Source organism: Halobacillus amylolyticus, assembly GCF_022921115.1.
Taxonomy (GTDB): Bacteria; Bacillota; Bacilli; order Bacillales; family Halobacillaceae; genus Halobacillus_A; species Halobacillus_A amylolyticus.
This window is the reverse complement of sequence record NZ_CP095075.1, coordinates 1,737,830-1,756,355: the sequence shown is the minus strand read 5'-3', so window position 1 is coordinate 1,756,355 and position 18,526 is coordinate 1,737,830. Positions and strand designations below refer to the sequence as shown.

Here is an 18,526-nt window from a genome sequence, read left to right as displayed (position 1 = left end):
CTGGTACACCTTTTCCTTTATCAGTGAATAAATTTTTCCAAATAAATAACCAATGAGTCAAGTATTTATCACATGGCTAGGTAAGATACTTTTATTCATTCTTAATTGAAACACTCACCTGGAAATTAATATAAATCTTCATCTGTATTGTGATAAAATAGGTAATAACTTGTAATGTGAGAGGTGAGCATATGGATATAGTAACTGTAAATGCTATACTAGGGATTTTAGCCTCAATATTGTCTATTTGTGCAATTCTATTTTCAAAGAAAGTATCTTCTAAAAATAAAGAAATTGAACGATATTTAAAACAGGAGCTAAATATCACATTTGATTCGTCTAAAAAAGAGCTATTCTCAAGTAAAAAAGCAACTTCGGGTGACAATGGAACAAGTATAATAGGAGATAAAAATAATACGAACGGGGGAAAATAATGGCATTTAGTCATAGCGCTAGAAGTGGTGACAATGGAACTTCAATTGTTGGTGATGATAATACTTTGACAAGTATTTATTTTGACAACCATACTCCCAAAATATTAAAACGCTCTGCTATTTTTGAAGTTTGTAAGATAATAGCAGAGCTTGAGATTGACTATGATGAGGAATATTCTATCCAGAAAAATTCTGACTGGATGGAAAAGTTTGATTACAACGAGGTTGATCTTTACATAGAAATTTTTGATAATTATTCAGATGGTTATGATGAGGTTTCTAAGGTCATTCAACATTATTTAAATAAGACAATAATGATTAAAAAAATTCGCACGGTTTATCTAGAAGTTGAAAAAGTAAGAGGAAAAGAAAAACTTGATGGTGATTACGTAATTAAAAAAGTATTTGACCGTCTCAAGGAAGAAATCTGTTATAGTGCATTAATTGGTGGATCAGAATTATTAGATGAAGAAGTCGATGCAGCCATTTATATGATAATGTTCTATGCATTTACTAAGTGTAAACTTTTGAAGCCCGTGCCTAAGGTAGTTAAATAAAATGATAATTGACAGAGACTCAAATCCTAAGGATACCGTGTATTACATCTCAGCTTGTATATTGGAAATTAGTAATGTTCAAAATTACAATGTTGAGGGTTTATATGAGGAATTAAAAGAGCAATATAATGACTCGCTTGAATACACCATTTATTTGCTCTCATTAGACTTCCTTTTTCTTATTGAAAAAATTTCCATTAGTAAGGAGGGATTTCTAGAGTGTTTATAAAGCATTTAACCATTAAAGAAACCAAACGTGCTCATAAGATCATTAGGGAAATTCCTTTTTACAAGGGAATGAATTTTATAGTCGATGCTGGGAAAGACCAGGAAAAGGGAAATAGTGTTGGAAAAACGACTGTTTTAAAATTAATTGATATATGCTTGGGAGCGAAACACAGAAAGTATATATATTATGATGATGAAACTAAGCAAACAAATGATAAGTTGAAAAATTACATTATTGATAATGGAGTTAATGTTGAACTGCTGGTAGTAGACTCTTTTGATAAGAAAGATTCAAATGAATATATTCTTTCGGTCGATCTTTATCCTCGGGGTAAAAGATATATTAATGGGAAAGAAATGAACCAGAATGATTACTGGCAACAACTTAATTTGATTTTCTTTTCTAATATGGCAAATAGCCCATCGTTTCGACAGCTGATTAATATGTTTGTTAGGATAGACCAACGATCTGACAATAATAAATTTCTTAAATTCTTAGATAGAACTAATGATGCAACTTATGAGAATATTTATTCATACCTTTTTGAATTACAGGATCAAGAGTTAAGTAACCATATTTTAAACTTGAGAAAAGAAATTGCAGAAAAAAATAAAGAGATAAAAAACTTTATGTCTATTAATGATTTTAAATCTATAGATAGTGTTAACCAAAAGGTTACTCTTTTAGAATCGACTATTGAAGAATTAAATACCCAAATGAACATCCTTGTGGATTCAAGAAAATTTAAAGAAAATGAAGAGAAGATATCTGAAATAAAGGTTCAGTACGCTGAATATAATGATCGGATCGATGAACTTTTATTTAAAAGGAAGAGGATTCAAGATATTATTGCTGATGCTGAGCAGGAAAAAAATAATGGCATTGATAAAGAAGTCTTGAGGAACTTATATAATGAAACGTTGAAAGCCATGGGTGATTTGCGAAAAGAATTTGATGACTTAGTAAAGTTCAATGATGAACTTATGCACAATAAAGTAAGGTATTTCAATTCTCAGCTACAAAAGGTAGATAAGAAAATTGGTGCATTTGAAAAAAATAAAAGCAGACTGTTTGAAAATCATAAAAATGTAATAATGTTAATAGAAGAAAATAAAATAGATGAGTACACCACCTTGCAAAATAAATTAGCAGAATATAATGAAGAACTGGGAAGCAACAAAAATATTCGATCAACTTATAAGCATTTAGAGAGTCGAATATCTGAACTATTTGAGGAACTTGAGGAAACTGAAGGTGAAGCTGAAGTTAAAGAGGATTCATTGTCTATCTTTAATAAGTATTTTTCCCAATATAGTGAAAAGACTAATGGTGAGCCTTTTATGCTTTATAAAACAGAAAATGGATTTCCTTTTGGTATTGATCATGTCAAAAGAGGATTAAGTACAGGTACAAGGAAATCCATTATTGCTGCATTTGACTTAGCGTATCAACAACTAGCGAAGGATTTGGAGAAAAAGGTACCAAAATTTATAGTTCATGATGTTATAGAGACTATCGATAAGGTAGCACTAAACGCAATTATTGACATCGTTAATTCTATAGAGTGTCAATATATTGTAGCTGTTCTAAAAGAAAAGGTTCAAGATAAAAAGCTATTAGAAAAATCTCATGTTGTAGTTACGCTATCTGAAGATGATAGACCTTTTAAAAATTAAACTGTACTATCCAACTAACTTCTATCAGATTAGTTCAATATGGTTCAAACAGTAGTACTGTATCAGTCTATCAATACTCCGTAGTCAACACATAGTCAAAAATATCAAATGCCCCCGCAAATATTAATATTATAGTGTTTTCGGATGGTTCGGTTCGAGCTTACTATGCTCCATTTGATAGATAGAACAACCTAAGGCTTTAGGTTTGTTGTCCAAGATACCGATAATAATTATTACAGAAGAAGTGGCGGGATGAATGACATACTCATTGGCATACCTTTTCTCACTTTTGATTATGCTCTTCTAATCATGATAAGGGAGACATGCCATTCTTAACTTATAATCACATTTGATTTGGACATTATTTTTCATTATTTATCTTAGCGAATTTATGGGCGGCGTGATGTAATTCAGATAGAAGGTGAAAAAACTGGAGGGGTTTGGTATATAATTAAGAGAAAAATGAGGTGATTAAATGCGGTATGAATTGATGCATTCAGAATTCGAACAAGACGGTCATAGGGCGATTAAAATAAGAGATAGTGTACAAAATAAAAATTTCACATATTACACTGAAGAAATACCATATATAAAGGAAAAAGGTTTAAGAGCTTTCTTATTCCCTTTCCTTAAGGATATAAACGATGGTTATTATGATATTTAACCATCCCATTAAGGAGGATTCTTGCTAGGTGAAACTTTGTAATAGGTAGAGGAAGCTGAACTATAATTTGTACTTCAATAGCCAGTGTATTCTTCAAATTTACATAAGATTTCTCAGTCGCAGACTTTCCTAGGGCTGTATGGTGGAACTTCTCATCATCTTTTTAATAGCTTATAACCATATATGACGGTAAATATATAATTTTAATTTTCCAATCAATAGTGATACACTAGGGTATAGTGAGTCAAAAAAGATATGCGTAATTAGGTTGCTCCCTGGATTATTGTGAAGCCTAAGTAGGAGCGCCTATATACTTTTGCTTTTTACAAATCTTAGTGAATAAGGATGGGACAAATGAGCAACAGCCAGAGTAAAACAGACGTTATTTTAATTGGTGCAGGAATTATGAGTGCAACGCTTGGAGCATTGTTGAAAGAACTAGTGCCGGACTGGAATATTCGCGTGTTTGAAAGGCTTGAAAGTGGAGGAGAAGAAAGTTCAAACGTATGGAATAATGCGGGTACGGGACATGCTGCCCTGTGTGAGCTGAACTATACGAAAGAACAGCCGGACGGTTCGATCGACATGTCTAAAGCTACTAAAGTGAATGAACAATTTCAGGTTTCAAAGCAATTTTGGTCTTATCTTGTAAACGGTAATCTGATTCGTAATCCTCATGAGTTCATTAAACCTTTGCCTCATATGAGTTTGGTACAAGGGGAGCAGAATGTTAAGTTTCTAAGAAAGCGTTTTAACACGATGGTGGAGAATCCTTTGTTTAAAGCGATGGAATTTTCCGATGATCCGGAAACATTGAAAGAATGGATTCCGCTGATCATGAGTGGCCGGACTTCGAATGAAGCGATAGCCGCTACAAAAATCGATGCGGGAACAGATGTTAACTTTGGAGTGTTAACACGTAAGTTGTTTGACACCTTGGAAAGTACAGACCTTGATGTCAATTATAAGCATAGTGTTGAGGACATCAAGCGGACTGACGATGGCGCATGGGAAGTGACGGTCCAGGATCTCGCTAATAATAAACTTGAAACCCATACGTCTGATTTTGTGTTTATCGGCGGGGGCGGTGGAAGTCTCCACTTGCTGCAAAAGACTGGTATTCCTGAATCCAAACATATCGGAGGTTTCCCGGTAAGCGGACAGTTTATGGTGTGTAATAATCAGGAAGTGATCGAACAGCATCATGCCAAAGTGTACGGCAAAGCCAAGGTGGGAGCTCCACCAATGTCTGTGCCGCATTTGGATACACGTTTTATCGACAATAAAACATCACTGCTGTTTGGACCGTTTGCCGGCTTTTCACCGAAGTTTTTAAAAACGGGCTCTTTGCTTGATTTGATAACATCCGTACGCAAGGATAATCTTGCAACGATGATCTCGGCAGGCGTAAAAAACGCTTCGTTGACGAAATACTTGATTGAACAAGTCATTTTATCCAAAGAACAGCGCATGGAACAGTTACGTGAGTTTATTCCAAACGCCAAGAGCGAGGATTGGGACTTAGTCACAGCCGGTCAACGTGTGCAAGTAATCAAAGATACGAAGGACGGCGGCAAAGGAACCCTTCAATTTGGTACGGAACTTGTTCATTCTGCTGACGGCTCGATCGCGGCCTTGCTCGGTGCTTCCCCAGGTGCTTCTACGGCCGTTTCCGTTATGCTTGAATTAATGGAAAAATGCTTTCCGCAGCATATCAAAGAATGGGAACCGAAAATCAAAGAAATGATTCCTTCTTATGGCAAGAAGCTAGTGGAAAACCCAGAGCTTATCCAGGAAATTCATACGTCGACAGCGCAAGCGCTCAACTTAGACGATCAAAAAAAAACGAATCCTGAGCAGGAACAGGAAACTCGTGTCTTACAAGAAGCATAAATAGCCGTTTTGGCTATTTATGCTTTCTTTTTTCTAGTTACCTTGATTAATGATATAGATTCATAACAAGGGATATATTCTTAATTGGATAAAGGGAAGAAGGTTCCAAGCCAAGAGAAGGGATTGCGGTAGTATGTAGTCTTAAAACATTATGGTGAATCCTATTATTTCTGCTATACTAATACTAGTATGATAGGGCTTTCATGGGTGCGGTTCATTCCCCTAACTGTAAGATGAAAGGGGGTGATCCGATATGACAGTATTCGAAACACTGTTTCTGATAATTTCTTTCGGAACTTTAATTGTTGCTATACTGTCAAACCATAAAAAATAACCACCCATAGGCCTGGCAAGCATGTGGGTAGTTATTTCCAAAAGCTCTATGTGAGCTGCTCCCTTGAAGGGCTATTGTACCTGATCGTTGGTGTGACAGCACCAACGGTCTTTTTTAGTATGTGCAACTATTCTAATCTCATTATAACCTATTTTTTAAAATTGTAAAATTGATTTGTGTTGTATTATCGCGATTCGTTTATTATTGACAGCTAGTGTTTCTTGCGTGTATTACTGATGGGATAGTAGAGATGTCAACTTTAGCCCATCAAGATAATCACGTTAATGAATATCTATATTGACTCCCAGGATGATCCTCAGGCAGCCCACTTTCCCCATGCGGAAACAGCTTCTCTCTCAACGTACCCTCCTGGTAATCCTTCTTATACAATCCACGCTCTTGCAGCTCTGGTATCACCAAATCAACAAAGTCTTCCAGATCCCCAGGGGTTACTAAATGGTTCAAGTTAAAGCCATCCACACCCGACTCTTCAAATTGAAACTGGATTGCGTCGGCAACCTCAGTCGGATTTCCAACGATAATACTATTACGGTCTGGTGACTCAAAGCGATTGAGCACTTCGCCAACGGTTAGCTTCTTAGGTGCGTCTTTTGTTAGTGTGGCCGCTTTATAGTGGCCGCCTTCTGTGGACTTTGTGTATTCAAAAGGAAGATCTGGATCCATTTCTTCATACTCGCCGATGTCATAGCCGCTTGCTCCGTATTGTGCTTTAGCGGCATCTGCACTCCAGTGACGTGCGTATTCTTCAAACTTTTGTTCCGCTTCCTCTGTTGTTTCGCCAACAATCACGCTAAGGAAGGAGAAGATTTTAATATTATCTGGATTGCGGCCGTGGTTTTCCGCACGCTTACGAATATCATCGGCATAGTAGTGAATTCGCTCTGGTGTCGGGCCGCCGACAAAGATACACTCGGCGTGCTTGGAGGCGAATTCGCGTCCGCGTTCGGATGTGCCGGCTTGATAGAGGACAGGTGTCCGTTGTAAGGATGGTTCACTCAGGTGCGGCCCTTCCACGGAAAAGTATTTTCCTTCGTGATTAATTTCATGAACTTTATCCGGATCAACCAGTGTGTTATTTTCGACATCTTCAACGACGGCATCATCTTCCCAGCTCGTCTCCCAGAGCTTATAAGACACATCAAGATATTCATCAGCGATATCGTAGCGTTCGTCGTGTTTGATCATATTCTCAAGGCCAAAGTTGCGCGCGGCATTTGGCAGGTAAGAGGTAACCACGTTCCACGCGATACGTCCTTTAGTCAGGTGATCGAGGGTGGAGAAACGCCGAGCATTCCCGAATGGAGCTTCATAGGTGGTGCTGACCGTCATCGCAAAGGATAAATGCTTGGTCACGCTGGCCATCGCTGGAATAACCAGGGCAGGATCATTTAAAGGAACCTGCAATCCATCACGGATCGAGGGGTCTTTACTTTTTTTATAAACGTCATAGATTCCTAGTACATCGGCGAGAAACACGGCATCAAATTTGCCTCTTTCTAATAGTTTAGCTAAGTCCATCCAGTAATCTAAGTCTTTATAGCGGCGGTGGCGCTGACTTCTTGGATGTTTCCACAACCCATGAGAATTGTGCATCGCGCTATTCATTTCAAAGGCATTTAAAATAATTTGTTTCGTCAACTGTATTCCTCCCTAGATTTCCTTTTTAGTGTTTCCAACCTCAAACACATGAAAAAACCTCTTCTTTAAAGAAAAAGAAGAGGTTGAAAACGCAAATGTATGGACTCCTCCTTATCTTTCAAGCCATAGAGCTTGCTGGAATTGGCACAGTACTACTACAGTCTGCTGCCGAGGTTTCAAAGGGCCAGTCCCTCCACCTCTCGTGATAAGAAATTATAATTAAATTTTTATGTGATCCAAAATATACAGCATATCCCAAAAGGTGTCAATGTTAATTTTTAAAAAATTCTGTTCCTTCGCAGATTAGTCAGGGTGTATTTAGGATTAATAAACCCAAATTTTGAAAAAAGAGAGTTGACATGGAAATATAAACTTTGCTATGATGCTGTTTATCAGATTATTTGAATAATTTTATAGTTTTTCACTCTTATCAAGAGTTGGCTGAGGGATTTGGCCCTACGACGCCCGGCAACCACCCTACAAGGGGAACGGTGCTACTTCCAACAGACTTTATTTGTCTGGAAGATAAGAGGTTGGAGCATATATGAATTCAGCCTCTTTCTTTGAAAGGGGCTTTTTTATATTTCATTGAAAAGAACTTTATAACAGGCTAAAGAACGTTGGATAAAGTTAGACATAATTAGCAAAATGAGGGGAGAAATGTACATGTTTACAATCTATTTTATTACCCTAGCCGTGTTCTGGGGGCTTGGCTTACTTATTTGGAATAAAGTCTATCCAAGGTCAAAGGAGGAAAATAACTAATGGGAATTGTTTCGGGACCACTGTTATGGACGCTTGTCAGTCTTCTGGCTTTGTACTTTGTCTTTGTTGTATGGATTGGAAAAAAGGGGAATCAGCATAGTAGATCGATGAACGGTTTTGCAACAGCAAGAGGGAATGTCAGCCCTTGGCTTGTAGGGGCAAGCTATGCAGCAAGTTTCGCTAGTGCCAATTTGTTTGTAGGTGTTCCTGGTCTAGCTTATGAACATGGAGTTTCAGTATTATGGTATACGCTCGGTGGCTTTGGGGCTGGCTGGATCGCTCTTCTGCTATTTGCTAAGAAGTTTTGGAAATATGGAAAGAAGTTCGGCGGAGTTTCCACACTTCCTGAATGGCTTGGGAGAAGATATAACAGCAAAACCTTGCAAGTCCTCGTCACTTTTTTAGTATTGTTTAACGTGTATTATATTGTCGGTCAAAATGTCGGGTTGGCGACAATCTTTGAATCCGTTATCGGCATTCCTTATTTCTGGGGGATTCTGATTGGTGTGACCATTACGATTCTCTATATTGGACTTGGCGGTGCCTTTGCCCAAATTGTTACGGATGGTATCCAAGGAACCTTGATGGTAATCACATCTATCCTGATCTTTGCGTCATTATTTTGGACGATAGGTGGGGGACTGAATGTATTTGGTGAGCTTTCTACTAAACTAGAAGCGATCGATCCAGAATTGATCGCTCCGCTAAACGGACCCTATGACAGTGTCTTAGCTATTTTGTCGGTTCAATTTTTACATATTAGTTTTGTTGTCATGCCGCACCTGCTTAATAAAGTGTTATCACTGGAAACGGAGGATCAGCTTCGGCCGTTTACGATGTCAGCGGGGCTTGGCATGTTCTTCATTACCGTGTTAATGGTGTTGGGTGGTCTGGCAGCTAGAGTGCTGGCTCCATCGCTTAGTAGTGCGGACTCGGCCATTCCCGTCTATGTACTAGAAGCCTTTCCACCAATCATTGCTGCGATTATCATCGTTGGGATTATTTCAGCGATTCTATCAAGTACAGACAGCTTGTATTTGAGTATTACGTCAAGCATTGGAAACGATCTGTACAAGGTGCTGGCTCCGATCCTTTCGAAAGGGAAGTTATCCAAACATCAATTGGATGTACGCTCGGTAAAAGTAGCCAAAGGCTCGCTCATCTTTGTTGGTTTGGCCACCTTTTACCTGTCGCTCGATCGACCTGATTCGCTGGCGATCCTGATTCAGTTTAGTTTCTCAGCGATTATCAGTGGCCTCCTTGCTCCGATTGTATTGGGCTATTTATGGGGGAAATCCAATGGTTACGGTGCAATAGCCTCGCTCATTTCAGGTACGGGACTCTATGTTCTTTTTACTAGTTTGAATGTCTTTGAAAATATTTATATATCCTTGTTCCTTGCCGCTGCTGCTGGATTTGTTGTGATGATCGTGACGAGCTTAGTCACGACGTCTAATGTAACAAAAGAAGAAGAGGATGTCTTTTTAAAAGATGTGCTTTAAACGATTAACTCAACATTTAAGAGGTTATTACTTTGACACAAACAAAAGTAGAATCACTTAGGAAATACCCCATTCAATTTTCCAATGATGGTTCCTGCTTGGATGTTCCAATGGCTGGGTGTAAACATTCGTGTACCAGCTCCGATGGCTTTCTTCCCGTTCTCAGGATGGAAGGATTCATTCGATGGTGACTTGCATGTTAACGGGAAGGATGGGATCGAGTTTTATACTCGTAAGAAAGTGATGAAGACTCGTTGGGTGTGATGGTAGACAAGGGATTTTAGGAGGATTGTACTTGAAGGAGTTTAGGCTATCGAAATCATGACTTCAGTCTCCAAGTAGCTTTTTCAAATGCTGCTTGGAGGCTCTTTATTGAAGGGTTTAGCATAATCCTAAATCTATTGATTGTGCAATTTCCACAAAATAAATGTAATTCAACAATCTGAGATGGGGCAGCATACAGACCAGGGATAGAGGACTATTTATACGAAGCAAATAAAGGTGCCTGCCCCCTGTTGTGTTGATACGTAAACGTATAGGGGATGGGCACCAAAGTCTTAAGTTTAGCTAGCATTGCAAATTAATTCAATAACAAAATGTATTTTTGAAAATAAATTGCGCTGATATAGAGAAAAGATGGGGGTCAAGTACTTGGAAACTTATGAATATCAATTTAAGAACTTACCGCTTACACCATACATATGCAGGCATCTCATTTTAGAATTATTTAACGAAAGAGTGGAGATGAGACAAACGATTGTTAATGAGGTGACAGCAGCTCATTTAGCTAGAGGTGGGAAAGAGGCAAACGTAGCTGACAAGCCAAGAATGTTGAAAAAGGCCTTAGAGAAATTAAAGAAAGAAGGATTAGCTAAGAATCCTTCTTATGGTTATTGGCTTATTACTAATAATGATTTAAAAGTTAGTGAAGTAGAAGTATCTGATCATAATTTAACCAGCCAGAAAACGGAAACAAGTGAGGCAATTAAGGAAGAGTATGATGCTGATTTTGTTTTTGGAGAAGGGAGTGGTACTGTCTATTTATACTATTTGCCAACATATGAAATGAATTCTAGTAATCTAGAAAAAAATACGTGGGCATGCAAAATTGGAAAAACTGACAGAGATCCATTACAAAGGGTGCTTACACAGGCTTCTACAGCTTTACCGGAAAAACCAAAAATAGCAGTAATTATCAAGACAAATAACTCACATGTTTTGGAGCAATCTATCCATAATATACTTACTTATAGAAATAAAAAAATTGAAACAGCGCTTGGAAACGAATGGTTTGATACCAATCCTGATGAGTTTCTTGAAATAGTACAGTTTATAACTCAATCTCGATATGACTATCCTGCCGTGCGCTAACGTACAGATGTTAAGCATCAAACTAAGTGTAATAAAGGAGTGCCAGTAAGTGATTAAGGGAAGTTAAGCATACTAAATAGTCAATAATAATATTAACCCTGCTTAATAAAGAATTATGGTACGTGATAGATGGGAGCAAGCTAGTTCAAAGGAATTTATTACATCTATAGCATAGATGCCACTACAGAAAGATTTCCGTAGAAAGCCCAACAAAGAAACAAAGGAAATACGAATTTAATACGGCCAATATTCTCTTACTTAAAATTATTACTCGGTGCTTCAATCGCTACTGTAATTGGAAGTCTTACTGGAATCAGTTTTGCAGTTCGGTGTTTATTAATTAGGATATAGGCATAAACCTCAAGTTCTATGATGAAAATGTAATGGACAAAGCGAAAGATTCAATTATTACAATATTAGGTGCTATTTTCATAGTTATTGCTTCTATGAGCAAGGTAAGTCTCGTTCGATTCATAAATTAAATCCCACAAACAATAGAAAGTTATATTAGGGGGAGATATAGATGTCAAACCATGAAAACGAGGAAGTGTTAACAGGAGGAAACGTCTCTAACGTTTATCGTTCTGGAAATACTGTGCGACGAGAATTAAAGTCAGATAGTCCCAAAATTCATAAGCTATTAAAGCATTTGGAAAACAAAGGTTATAATTATGCACCAAAGTTTTTAGGTATTGATGATAAAGGAAGAGAAATATTATCCTTTATTGAAGGAGAAGCTGGTAACGATCCTTTAAAAGAATACATGTGGTCTGATGATGTTTTAAAAGATATAGCGAAGATGCTCCGTCTTTATCATGATGCTGTGAGTGATTTTCCATTATCAGATGACTGGAAACCGATAGATAATACTCCACACAAAATGGAGGTATTATGCCATAATGACTTTGCTAGATACAATATTATTTTTAATCATGGAAGACCACTAGGGATTATTGATTTTGATGTTGCCGGACCTGGTCCAAGACTTTGGGATATAGCTTATACTCTTTATACTTGTGTCCCCTTAAGTAGATTTTATCTCTCTGAAACAGGGGAGGAAGTTTATTATCAATCACTACAGCAGGCTAACCGTATAAAACAAAGAGTTAGATTGTTTTTTGAATCTTACGGTGGGGAATAGAAGAAGATTATTTGGAGATGGTATTGCTACGATTAGAAGGGTTATGTAAAACAATTACAAGAAAAGCGAGTGAAGGTGACATTGCTTTTCAAAAGATGGTAGATGAAGGGCATCTTGAACATTATCAAAACGATATTAAATTTATTCGTGAACATGGCAAAGAGTGGGCTTAAGGATAGATTTTTATTTAACGGATGGATTCCTTCAAGTGAGTCTTTGAAACGTTTTTCCGTAATAAGGGCGAAAGAGTTGAGTAAAGGGCTTCTAAATACCATCCGTTTTACTGTTCTTATACGTCTAAAGGGCAGCATTGTGGAACAATTTTGAAACTGCTCATAGGGAAGAACGTCAATTTTTAATAAACTAAGATGGAGGAAAAATCCATATGGATAGTATTATTTTTGACCTAGATGGTACCATTTGGGACTCTATAGACACAGTCCTCAATGCGTGGAACAGTATAATAAAGGAAAATGATCAAATAAAGAGGGAATTAACAAGGAAAGACCTTGAAGGGACAATGGGGTTACAGATGGACGATATAAGTAGAAAGCTGTTTCCATACTTAGATGATAATACTCGGAAACAATTAATAATAGAGTGCTGCGATGTAGAAAATGAATACTTGGAAAAACAAGGTGGTGTTCTTTATAAAAACGTGGAGGAAGTTCTGAAGGAGCTTTCACAGAAATATAAATTATACATCGTTAGCAATTGCCAACCGGGCTACATTGAAGCTTTTTATAAGTATCATAACCTTAAAAGATATTTTTTAGATTTTGAAAATCCGGGGAGAACTGGACTTTCAAAAGGAGAAAATATTAACTTAATTATCGAAAGGAATAACCTATCCAAACCGGTTTATGTTGGAGACACGGAAGGTGATTTAAAAGCAGCTAGATATGCTGGAATTCCATTTGTATATGCAAAATACGGATTTGGACAAGTAAGTCAATATGATGATATTCTTGAGAAGTTTGATGATCTTGTGAAAATGTTCTAGATAGATCGTATAACAATAGTTTATAACATTCTTAAGTAGTCGGACTTTCATAGAAATAAAAAATAGGAAATTCCTCAATTGTGGAATTTCCTATTTTTATTTCTAATGTAAAGTCTGGGGGGCTGACTGTGGTTCCTATTCAATCTAATCATGAAATCTCATTATAACTGTAGAGATAAGGAAGTCAGGCACCTCTTACATTCGTTTTTGCACAAATCGTTTCATGCGATTCAAAGCTTCATCAAGTTGTTTAAGTGATGTCGCGTAGGAGCAGCGGATGTATCCCTCGCCATTTGCTCCGAAAACAGAGCCGGGTACGACAGCAACTTGTTCTTCTTGCAACAACTGCTCAGCAAATTCAGCTGAGGTTAATCCGGTTGCTTTAATGGATGGGAATGCATAAAATGCTCCGCCCGGATTTGGACATTGCAACCCAATTTCATTCAAGCTACTCACTATAAAATTCCTTCTTTGTTTATAGCTTTCAAACATGGACTGGACACTCTGCCTTCCGTTTTTCATGGCCTCTAGGGCAGCGTGCTGTGCCATCGTAGGGGCACACATCATCGTGTACTGATGAATTTTCACCATGGCGGCAATTATTTCAGTTGGTCCTGCTGCATAGCCGAGTCGCCAGCCCGTCATGGCAAATGCTTTTGAGAACCCACTAATTAAAATTGTTCGCTCTTTCATGTTAGGAATAGATGGGAAGCTTGTGTAAGCATCGTCATATGTGAGCTCGGCATAGATCTCATCAGACAAAACGAGTAGGTCATGCTTTTTAATCACTGTCGCCAGTTGCTCTAATTCTTCTTGCAATAAAAGGGTTCCAGTTGGATTGTTCGGATTACATAGTATGATCGCTTTTGTTTTTGGTGTAATGGCCTCTTCAATTTGTTCAGGTTTAAGTTTGAACTCATCTTCTGCTTCCGTTTGAATCGTTACAGGTATTCCTCCAGCCAGTCTGACTGTTGGCACGTAAGCAACAAAGCTCGGTTCTACAATTATAACTTCATCCCCTGGATCGATAACCGCCCGCAGAGCAAGATCAATCGCCTGACTTGCCCCAACGGAAACAATTAACTGGTCACTTGGGTCATACGTCAAGTGATAATTACCAATTAGATATTTACTAATTTCCTTGCGTAGCTCCATCATACCCGCATTTTCAGTATAGGATGTGTAGCCTTGTTCAAGGGAATGAAAGCTTTGTTCGATAACATTCCACGGCGTTACGAAATCAGGCTCGCCTACGCCGAGGGAAATGACATCTTCCATCTGAGCCGCTAAATCAAAGAAACGTCGAATGCCCGAAGGTTTTAAATCCGCTACCTGCTTGGATATGTAAGAAACTTGGCTCATGGTGATACCACAATTCTTTTATCCCCTTCGTCTGCATCCTGTAATATGATGCCATCATGCTTATACTTTTTCAAAACAAAATGGGTCGTTGTAGATAGTACGGAATCCAGTGCAGACAATTTTTCAGAAATGAAATGTCCAATTTCCATCATCGTTTTTCCTTTTACTGAAACGGACAAATCATAAGTGCCGGACATTAAATAAACGGCTTTAACTTCTGGAAAACGATAAATACGCTCAGCCACTTTATCAAAACCGACATCACGAGCGGGGGTCACTTTTACATCCACCATAGCCGTAACCTCTTCCTCATCCAAAACCTTTGCCCAGTCAATAAGCGTAGAATAGCCAAGAATGACTTTTTTCTTCTCAAGCTTATCAATCAGTTCCCGGATCTCATCAATACTTTTGTCCATTAACTTCGCAATTTTTTCTACTTCCAAATTAGCGTTTTTCTCAATTAATTTTAACAATTCTACTTCGATTTCTTTCATTTTAAACACCCTCTTTTTAATTATACATATGCTTCATTCTATCAAGTTTTGTGAAAGAACTAAAACCCTGTTTGCTGGTAACAGTAGAAGAAGAAAATGATTAACAATAAGAAAGGAGGTTGAGGTCCTGGGAAACTTCACCTGATGTATAATATTTCAACTTAAATTCTCCCCATGAAAAAAGTAGTTGAAGGTTACGCAACGTAGCCCATTATAATGAGATTACCATACATTTTATTAATAAAGGATAGGTGGAAAACATTTCGTTGTTTTATAAAATGGTGGGAGGTGGGGCATTTGAATTTCATTGGTTGGATGATCGCTTGCGAGTGAAATTGGGTTTTGGGTGGTTATCGTATTAGGTCTAGTTATGCGGTATGTGTTCAAATTAAGAAAACTGGGATTGTTCTTTTTAGCTTTAACACCACTGATTGATTTGATCTTATTAGTCACTACAAGTATAGACTTGTTTCGTAGATCTACGGCTACAAAAGCACATGCCATCGCTGCGATTTACATCGGTGTTTCCGTAGCATTTGGTAAAAGTATGATTGAGTGGGCAGACGTACGGTTTCAATATTATATAACCCGACAAGGTTCGCCGCAGGTAAAGCGTGTAGGTATGGACTATTGCATTAGAAGGAATGTTAAAGCTATGGACTCTGGTATTAGGTATTGATTTCGTAATTGCAATTAGTAATTTCGTTTGGCCAAAAAAGGCTAGAGGTTAATCGTCCTTCTATATCAATTGATCCGTCAGTGATTTTAAATAAGAAAAAGATTGATCAGTCATAACCATTAAATCCCACCTCAGGTCATCCAGTTTCTGGATGACCTGAGGTGGGATTTATATGTAAATTATGATAAGCGGAAAATAAGGCTTAGGATTGTGAAATAGTGAAGCATTTATATATAAACTCTTCTCTCTAACATGATAGAATTATATATATAGAGGATCAGTAAGGGAGATAGAACAATGAGATTATGGGGAAGAAAAATATTCGTCGTCCTTGTTTCCGTCCTTACATTAGGAATGTATGTTCCACCTGCACATGCACTTACAGATGCTGCTGATCGTAAAGAGGTGGCTTCTGAAGATAGGGAGAGTACATATTTAACACCTGATGATGAAGGATTACCTGAAGCAGACGAGGCTGTTGAACTGGATAGCCTTCTTGAAGACGGTTCGGGTTCAGATGAGGACTATATACAAGTTCTAACGAAAAAAGCTAAAGAACAAACGCTGACAAAAATGGGACCGAGAATTAATAAAAAAGTAGATACAGATATGACGAATGACATTTTGCCTAAAATTGAAGAAGTTGTTGAAATGATTTTGGCTGACGTGGATGAAGATGAGGTGCCCTATTATAAAATAGTTGAGGAGCTGTCGCCAGGGTATGGGGAGAAAATCTTCAATCTTTACAATCATCAAACCAATGAAGAGGTAGCCAGATTCCATGTGAGGCGTGATAAACGGCCAGGTGATGGTTACTGGTTCAACTTTCACTATCATTTAAATGCTGATGACTTTGTGGAGCATCACTCGATTGGAGAGGTCTATTGGGAAAAGAATACGCCTCCGAAATGGATGTCATAATTCGATGTTCCGATCAAAACCACCATCTACTCAATACGAAAATCTGACGTCCGTTCTAAGGGCGTCGGATTTTTTTATTGAATAAAGAGAATAGAGGATACCATTAAACCCCACCTCAGGTCATCCAGGATCTGGATGACCTGAGGTGGGGTTATTTTACAAGTTCCTCCTTGCTTAATATAAAGGGGGACGGGTTCACGAATTATGATCTGATTCAAAGGAAAGGGAGGAAACTAAAAATAAACACAAATACGTCGGACAGGGGTTTCGATTCGGAATGGAATCACCAGCTGCCCGACGTTTATTTTTCTCCATTATCGACTTCGGTATATATGAATTAAGTTTCGATTATCCCCTCTGGCAAACACATCAATTCGGTTAGGACCCCAGGAAACCGCTGCAGGCTCAGAATTCAGTGATCCTCCAAGGTTTTGCCAGTTCGACCACATTGAACCGTGCCACGTTCTTAGATACAGATTTCGGTTAGTTCCACGTACAAAGACTTGCAGCTGGTTCGGTCGGGTCGAGGAAACGGCAGGTCCTGATGTCAAAGTTCCACCAAGGCTCTCCCAGTTACTCCAATTAGAACCGTTCCACCATTTGTGGATTAAATTCTGATTTTGCCCTCTGGCAAAGACGTCAATGCGGTTCGATCCCCAGGAAACCGCTGCCGGTGCAGAGGATAGGGATCCGCCAAGGTCTTCCCATTCTTCCCAGCGCGATCCATTCCACGTTTTCTTATAAAGTCGATTATTGGTCCCTCTGACAAACACATCAAGTTGGTTTGACCGGCGTGAGGATACGGCAGGTGCACTAGTCAGTGTACCCCCGAGGCTTTCCCAGTCGCTCCACTGACTGCCATTCCACCATTTGTGGTAGAGACTGTCATCAGTTCCTCTGGTAAAGACGTCAATGCGGTTCGGCCCCCAGGAAGCGGCTGCTGGTGCAGAGGTTAAGGTACCGCCAAGGTTCTCCCAGTCGCTCCATTGGCGGCCGTTCCACCATTTGTGATACAGGCGATCTCCAGTGCCCCTGGCAAACACGTCAAGTCGATTTGGCTGCCACGAAGCTGCGGCGGGTGCAGAGGTTAACGTTCCTCCTAAGCTTTCCCACTCTGACCAGCCTGGACCTGGTTGGGGCTGACCACCATCTCCAATCGTATCCAAGGTGATTTGAATGACGCGTGTTAAAATTCGCTGGATGACATTCGGCGGAATATTAAATTGCCTAAAGAATAAATTCAGCCAGGGAATTCGGGATTGGAATTGATTATAGATTTGGCTGGCTGATTGATTGGTGTTGGCCTGGTTAAGCGTAAAGCTGACAGCAAGTGAAAAGATATAATCAGTAATGCCGCGATTCATGCCCGCTTGCTCGAGCTCCACATACAAGTTGTTGTGCTGTGTACGGAGAAGCTGCATGACTTCTTGTACACTTGGCTGCTGGCGAACATAGGAATGGGGCGGTGCGTAGTAATATGCTGGTGTGTATGGGGGCTGCTGCTCATATGGATGTCTAAACATAGATCTACCTCCTCTAATAATACAGACCCAGTATATGCAGGGGTGGGCGAAAGTGGGAATACTTTAGTTGTTTTAAGGATTGCCTATGGTGGTAAAAGTTTTGTGAAAATGGAATGGTTGTAATAAAATAAAACTACAATATAATTGAACTTAACTTATTTATATAAGGGGAGTAGCGTTGGTTTGGCTTCAGCCCATTCCAAAATAAAGTCGTCATTACATGGTTAACGACCATCGGCTTTATTAACAAGCAGTTGTTTAGCGAGACCTTTGCCCATTAGCGGCAAAGGTCTCGCTTTTTTTAACGAAAAAATGACTG

The 18,526-nt window shown here is 38.7% G+C and carries 15 protein-coding genes, 3 pseudogenes and 2 riboswitches; of the genes and pseudogenes, 14 read left to right on the top strand and 4 right to left on the bottom strand.

All coding sequences use genetic code 11. The features are described 5' to 3' along the window. The first annotated feature begins 191 nt into the window (after positions 1-191). From MUO15_RS09190 to MUO15_RS22135, 7 genes are all read left to right on the top strand, one after another. Positions 192-434: a hypothetical protein gene (locus MUO15_RS09190; protein ID WP_245035260.1), complete on the top strand. Its 243-nt coding sequence runs from the start codon at positions 192-194 to the stop codon at positions 432-434. Next, positions 434-991, top strand: a complete 558-nt coding sequence (locus MUO15_RS09185) for a hypothetical protein (RefSeq protein ID WP_245035258.1) — start codon at positions 434-436, stop codon at positions 989-991. The genes MUO15_RS09190 and MUO15_RS09185 overlap by 1 nt, the downstream gene beginning before the upstream one ends. Position 992: 1 nt before the next feature. Then, on the top strand, positions 993-1,220 hold the full coding sequence (locus MUO15_RS22140; protein ID WP_396266330.1) for an ABC-three component system middle component 6: 228 nt from the start codon (positions 993-995) through the stop codon (positions 1,218-1,220). Beyond that, positions 1,211-2,896 carry a hypothetical protein gene (locus tag MUO15_RS09180; protein WP_245035256.1) on the top strand — a complete coding sequence of 562 codons (1,686 nt, stop codon included), beginning with the start codon at positions 1,211-1,213 and terminating at the stop codon, positions 2,894-2,896. The genes MUO15_RS22140 and MUO15_RS09180 overlap by 10 nt, the downstream gene beginning before the upstream one ends. A gap of 475 nt (positions 2,897-3,371) precedes the next feature. After that, the gene (locus MUO15_RS09175) at positions 3,372-3,560 is read left to right on the top strand and encodes a hypothetical protein (RefSeq protein ID WP_245035254.1); all 189 of its coding nucleotides are present in this window, start codon (positions 3,372-3,374) and stop codon (positions 3,558-3,560) included. 354 nt (positions 3,561-3,914) lie between these two features. After that, positions 3,915-5,453 carry a malate:quinone oxidoreductase gene (locus MUO15_RS09170; RefSeq protein ID WP_245035252.1) on the top strand — a complete coding sequence of 513 codons (1,539 nt, stop codon included), beginning with the start codon at positions 3,915-3,917 and terminating at the stop codon, positions 5,451-5,453. A gap of 253 nt (positions 5,454-5,706) precedes the next feature. Further along, positions 5,707-5,787: a putative holin-like toxin gene (locus tag MUO15_RS22135; RefSeq protein ID WP_396266348.1), complete on the top strand. Its 81-nt coding sequence runs from the start codon at positions 5,707-5,709 to the stop codon at positions 5,785-5,787. Positions 5,788-6,063: 276 nt separating this feature from the next. Here MUO15_RS22135 and MUO15_RS09165 read toward each other — a convergent pair whose 3' ends face one another. Continuing rightward, positions 6,064-7,446 carry an LLM class flavin-dependent oxidoreductase gene (locus MUO15_RS09165; protein ID WP_245035250.1) on the bottom strand — a complete coding sequence of 461 codons (1,383 nt, stop codon included), beginning with the start codon at positions 7,444-7,446 and terminating at the stop codon, positions 6,064-6,066. Positions 7,447-7,554: 108 nt separating this feature from the next. Beyond that, a riboswitch (SAM riboswitch) is annotated at positions 7,555-7,658 on the bottom strand. A 212-nt stretch (positions 7,659-7,870) separates the two neighbouring features. Next, positions 7,871-7,978, top strand: a riboswitch (SAM riboswitch). Between the two features lie 232 nt (positions 7,979-8,210). Here MUO15_RS09165 and MUO15_RS09160 point away from each other — a divergent pair. The 5 genes and pseudogenes from MUO15_RS09160 to MUO15_RS09140 all read left to right on the top strand — a co-directional run bounded on the left by MUO15_RS09160 (position 8,211) and on the right by MUO15_RS09140 (position 13,228). Next, the gene (locus tag MUO15_RS09160) at positions 8,211-9,713 is read left to right on the top strand and encodes a sodium:solute symporter family protein (RefSeq protein ID WP_245035248.1); all 1,503 of its coding nucleotides are present in this window, start codon (positions 8,211-8,213) and stop codon (positions 9,711-9,713) included. Positions 9,714-9,827: 114 nt separating this feature from the next. Then, positions 9,828-9,977: pseudogene (locus MUO15_RS09155) on the top strand (malonate-semialdehyde dehydrogenase); the annotation flags it as partial. Positions 9,978-10,364: 387 nt separating this feature from the next. Then, positions 10,365-11,084 (top strand): GIY-YIG nuclease family protein, encoded by a 720-nt coding sequence (locus tag MUO15_RS09150; protein WP_245035246.1) that lies wholly within the window; start codon positions 10,365-10,367, stop codon positions 11,082-11,084. A 523-nt stretch (positions 11,085-11,607) separates the two neighbouring features. Then, positions 11,608-12,398 (top strand): annotated as a pseudogene (locus MUO15_RS09145) (phosphotransferase). A 212-nt stretch (positions 12,399-12,610) separates the two neighbouring features. Continuing rightward, complete coding sequence (locus tag MUO15_RS09140) at positions 12,611-13,228, top strand: HAD family hydrolase (RefSeq protein WP_245035244.1); 618 nt, start codon at positions 12,611-12,613, stop codon at positions 13,226-13,228. A gap of 195 nt (positions 13,229-13,423) precedes the next feature. Here the strand turns inward: MUO15_RS09140 and MUO15_RS09135 are convergent, their stop codons facing one another. Together MUO15_RS09135 and MUO15_RS09130 are read right to left on the bottom strand one after the other, a co-directional pair. Further along, positions 13,424-14,590, bottom strand: coding sequence for an aminotransferase (locus tag MUO15_RS09135; RefSeq protein WP_245035242.1), 1,167 nt, complete (start codon positions 14,588-14,590; stop codon positions 13,424-13,426). Further along, positions 14,587-15,084, bottom strand: a complete 498-nt coding sequence (locus MUO15_RS09130; protein ID WP_245035240.1) for an Lrp/AsnC family transcriptional regulator — start codon at positions 15,082-15,084, stop codon at positions 14,587-14,589. Before MUO15_RS09130 ends, MUO15_RS09135 begins: the two co-directional genes overlap by 4 nt. Before the next feature lie 297 nt (positions 15,085-15,381). On the opposite strand from MUO15_RS09130, the pseudogene MUO15_RS09125 reads away from it, so the two are divergent. Next, positions 15,382-15,815, top strand: a pseudogene (locus tag MUO15_RS09125) (hypothetical protein). Between the two features lie 245 nt (positions 15,816-16,060). After that, positions 16,061-16,684: a YpjP family protein gene (locus MUO15_RS09120; RefSeq protein ID WP_245035238.1), complete on the top strand. Its 624-nt coding sequence runs from the start codon at positions 16,061-16,063 to the stop codon at positions 16,682-16,684. 314 nt (positions 16,685-16,998) lie between these two features. Here the strand turns inward: MUO15_RS09120 and MUO15_RS09115 are convergent, their stop codons facing one another. Further along, on the bottom strand, positions 16,999-18,207 hold the full coding sequence (locus MUO15_RS09115) for a PLL family lectin (RefSeq protein WP_245035237.1): 1,209 nt from the start codon (positions 18,205-18,207) through the stop codon (positions 16,999-17,001). Positions 18,208-18,526 lie beyond the last annotated feature (319 nt).